Genomic DNA, 4,240 nt, shown 5'->3' with positions numbered 1-4,240 from the left:
AGGCCGACTCAATATTTACGCACACGCTGAGCGTGTGCGTTATCAGGAGATAGCGCAACGCGATGTCGGTTAATCACGTTGATAAGTGGTCGTAAGGCTCATGGCTATTGGATTGCCAGTATATGTCTGCAACTGCAAGTTGTTTGGGTATATATGAGGAGTCGTGAGTTTTCGTTTTTATTTTCTTGTTCATTTTTAAGAGCTTTTTATTATGGGTAAAAAAAATACAGCAATTGTTAGTCTATGCCTTCTTTTCTCACCAATGGTGTTTGCTCACCCGGGGCACATGGGCAGCCATGGATTGGAAAGTGGCTTTATGCATCCGCTAACCGGTTTGGATCACATGAGTGTCATGATTGGTGTGGGGCTGCTTGCGGCACTGTTTGGTGGTAAAAACCGCTGGACGATGCCCCTGAGCTTTATCGCCTTTATGGTGGTTGGCGGCGTGATGGGCATTTCAGGCTTTGTGGTGCCAGGTGTCGAAACCTTTATCGCACTGAGCGTGTTGATGATGGGTGTCATGCTGTTTCGTGGCGCGAACATGCCACAAAAAATGGTGATCGCACTGATTATGGCGTTCGCGGTGTTTCACGGTATGGCGCATGGCGCAGAAATGCCAATCAACGGCCAAGCGATCAGCTACTTCTCTGGTTTTATTATCGCTACCGCTGGGCTGCATATTGCCGGTATCGCATTGGGTGAAATGGTAATGCGCTTTGCGGCCAGTAAACGGCTGACGAAACTGGCTGGAGTATTTATCGCTCTGCTGGGTGGCTCATTCCTGTTTTCATAACGGATAGAAACGATGATACGTTGTCTGATTGAAATCAAAGGGCAAGTACAAGGGGTCGGTTTTCGTCCCTTTGTGTACCGTCTTGCGACAGAGCATCAGTTGAAAGGCTGGGTGAGTAATGATGCGCAAGGCGTGCGTATTGACGCACAAGGTGAACAGCGTTTATTTGACGCATTTTATCGTGAATTATTGCTTAAAACCCCACCGTTAGCACGGATTGATAATATGACATTGCGTCCGTTGGAGCTGACCAGTTTTACGGAATTTTGTATTTTGTCCAGTCGTGGGGACAATGAAATTAGCGTCAGTGTTCCTCCCGATCAAGCCATTTGTATGGATTGTCGCCGGGAGCTGTTTGATCCTAATTCGCGCTTTTATCATTATCCTTTTATCAACTGCACTAATTGTGGGCCGCGCTATACCATCATCAAAGCCTTGCCGTATGACCGTCATCAAACCTCGATGGCGAATTTCAAGCTTTGTCCAGCTTGTGCGTGCGCATACCAAAACCCAATGGATCGCCGTTACCACGCGCAACCGGTCAGTTGCGCGCACTGCGGTCCATCGGTCTCTCTACTTAGCTCACAACAAACATGTATCGCCAAAGAACAACAAGCGATTGAATGCGCGGCCGAACAACTGATCGCCGGTGGTGTGATTGCGCTCAAAGGTCTTGGCGGATTTCATTTGGTGTGTGATGCCACGTCGTCTCAAGCGGTTGCACGGTTGCGTGATTTAAAACATCGTGCCAGAAAACCGTTGGCGGTTATGGTAAGCGATGTGTCGCAAGCTAAACATTACGTGCAAGGTGAAACATTGGAGTGGCAAACGCTGACATCGCAAGCCAGTCCTATCGTTTTGATGCATAAAGCGATGCACATCGATGAGAGTAGAGCCCCCGTGGCTGACAACGTTGCACCAGGTGTCCATTGTCTTGGCGTGATGCTGGCGTATACACCGTTGCACTTGCTGCTGATCGAAGCGTTACAACTGCGCGGTTGTTTTGCCCCCTTGGTGATGACCAGCGCTAATTTGTCGGGCTTGCCATTGGCAACTGAAGCGCAGCACGTGTTTACGATGTTTGGTTCTTCCCTCGATAGCGTGCTCGATCACAACCGTCCAATCGTCAATGCTTGTGATGACAGCTTAGTACAACTCGCCGCCGGTAGCATGCGCGTGTTGCGTATGGCGCGCGGTTATGCGCCGCTGAGTTTTCCGCTCGTAAATCGTGTTCCGGCAACCTTGGCTGTGGGGGCGCAGCAAAAATCCACCGTTGGGTTTGCGGTACGAAATCAATGGTTTTTATCACCTTATCTGGGCGATCTTAATGATCTTTATACTCAGCAACGTTTTATCGATGCCTCTCATGACTTCCCGAAGCTTTATCAAGCACCGATTGAGCGTTGGGTGTCAGATGGTCATCCAGGTTATTTTTCAACTCAATGGGTGAACGAGCAAACTGATTCAGCATTGCACGTACAACACCATTACGCGCATATTTTGTCGGTGATGGCGGAATCGCAACTCAATGGCCCAGTTCTTGGCGTGAGTTTTGATGGTACCGGCGCGGGTGATGACGGTACGGTATGGGGTGGGGAAGTGATGATTACGGACCGACTCGGTTATCAGCGTATTGCGCATCTTCGTCCTTTTCGTCTGATTGGTGGGGAGCAAGCGATCCGTGAACCAGCACGTGTGCTATACGCCTTGTTGCTCGAAATCATGCAGCCGGAACAGATCCAGGGGTTAAATCTATCAGCGTTTGCGACGTGGTCTGCTTCGCGTTTTCAAAACCTGTTTCACCTCTGGCGCAATGCCAAACGTTCACCGTTGTGCAGCTCGGTTGGTCGCTTATTTGATGCGTGGGCGTGTTTGTTGGGGTTAGTGCAGACCCCTGATTATGAAGGAGAAAGCGGACTGCAAATGGAAAATGCTGCGCGCCAAGCCGGTGATCACCAGTTTGCACTGACCTTACCTTGGCGCGATCAGCGACTCGATTGGGCACCTGCGTTGCAGCAATGCTTGACCGCTCACGAAGCGTCGACCAAATGTTGGGCTTGTGTATGCAGTGACGCCTTTATTAGCGCGTTGGCACAAGCGGTGGTCGATATCGCGCAGCAATATGCCAACTTACCATTGGTGCTCAGTGGTGGGGTGTTTCAAAACCGCTGTTTGCTGGATGCCATTGAAGCGATGTTTCCTGATTCAGCGTGCCCGTTTATCACGGGAAGCGATATTCCGGTCAATGATTCTGGAATCGCCGCCGGTCAGCTTTGGCATCAATTGGCATATGACATTTAGTTGAATCTAAAAAAGTAACGTCACCGCGATTCATGGCGTCGTGGCTTCATTATCAAGAAATCAAAAAGTGAGAGCACTATGTGTTTATGTATTCCTTCCTGCGTGTTATCTGTCGATGAACATGCGATGACAGCCAAAGTGGATACCTTGGGCGTGTGTAAAGAGATCAGTATCCACCTGATCAGTGACCCCATTGCAGTCGGCGATCATCTACTGGTTCATGTGGGTTTCGCTATCAGTAAAATTAATCAGCAGGAAGCAGAAACCAACCTAGCAACGTATGAAGCTTTGTTGGCTGAAATGGAGCGTGAAGACGTAGCGGTGTTGCTTTCATGAGTAGTACGACTAATTTTTATCAAACTTATCGACGTCCAGATGTTGTGAAAGCGTTATCGGATAAAATTCATCAACGTGCAGCACAGCTTAGCCAGCCGTTATATATCATGGAAGTGTGCGGTGGACACACCCACACCATCATGAAATATGGCTTGAAACAGCTGCTGCCTGAATCGCTCAATTTTGTGCATGGCCCGGGTTGTCCGGTGTGTATTATGCCAAAAGAGCGCATCGATCACGCTATCGCGTTGGCTCAATTGCCGGATGTGATGCTGGTTTGTTTGGGTGACATGATCCGTGTACCGGGTTCGCGGCTTTCTCTAGCGCAATGCCGAGCTGAAGGTGGGAATGTGGTACCGGTTTACGATCCGATGGATGTATTGAAGATCGCTAAAGAGAACCCAACCAAACAGGTGGTCTATTTCGCAATCGGTTTTGAAACCACCACGCCAATGACGGCGGTGTTGGTTGATTTAGCTGAACGCCAACAGATCAACAATCTCTACTTTCATATCAACCACGTGTTAGTACCACCTGCGATGAATGCCGTGATGGCCGACGAACGCACACCGGTGAATGCCTTCATTGGCCCTTCACATGTGAGTACGGTGACCGGGTCACATATTTATCAACCGATTGTTGAGCAATACCATGTTCCGGTGTTGGTGGCGGGCTTTGAACCGGTCGATGTTCTGGAGTCAGTATTGATGCTGGTTGAGCAAGCCGTTTCCAATCAGGCGGCGCTGGAAATTCAATATTCTCGCGTTGTCACATCGGAGGGGAATATGGCGGCGCAAACATTTGTCGATA

At 49.3% G+C, this 4,240-nt stretch carries 4 protein-coding genes; all 4 read left to right on the top strand.

Annotated elements, in window-relative coordinates; genetic code table 11:
- Window positions 1-211 precede the first annotated feature (211 nt).
- The gene (locus tag B7C60_RS08680; protein WP_099611302.1) at window positions 212-793 is read left to right on the top strand and encodes a HupE/UreJ family protein; all 582 of its coding nucleotides are present in this window, start codon (window positions 212-214) and stop codon (window positions 791-793) included.
- Between the two features lie 12 nt (window positions 794-805).
- The gene (gene hypF, locus B7C60_RS08675; RefSeq protein ID WP_099611301.1) at window positions 806-3,094 is read left to right on the top strand and encodes a carbamoyltransferase HypF; all 2,289 of its coding nucleotides are present in this window, start codon (window positions 806-808) and stop codon (window positions 3,092-3,094) included.
- A 78-nt stretch (window positions 3,095-3,172) separates the two neighbouring features.
- On the top strand, window positions 3,173-3,430 hold the full coding sequence (locus B7C60_RS08670; protein ID WP_099611300.1) for a HypC/HybG/HupF family hydrogenase formation chaperone: 258 nt from the start codon (window positions 3,173-3,175) through the stop codon (window positions 3,428-3,430).
- Window positions 3,427-4,240, top strand: an 814-nt coding sequence (hypD, locus tag B7C60_RS08665; RefSeq protein ID WP_245869010.1) for a hydrogenase formation protein HypD, incomplete at its 3' end; no start/stop codon positions are given. The genes B7C60_RS08670 and hypD, both read left to right, overlap by 4 nt.

The organism is Vibrio fujianensis (assembly GCF_002749895.1).
In the GTDB taxonomy this organism is placed as follows: domain Bacteria; phylum Pseudomonadota; class Gammaproteobacteria; order Enterobacterales; family Vibrionaceae; genus Vibrio; species Vibrio fujianensis.
The sequence above is the reverse complement of the archived record's forward strand: the minus strand, read 5'-3'. Positions and strand labels throughout refer to the sequence as shown.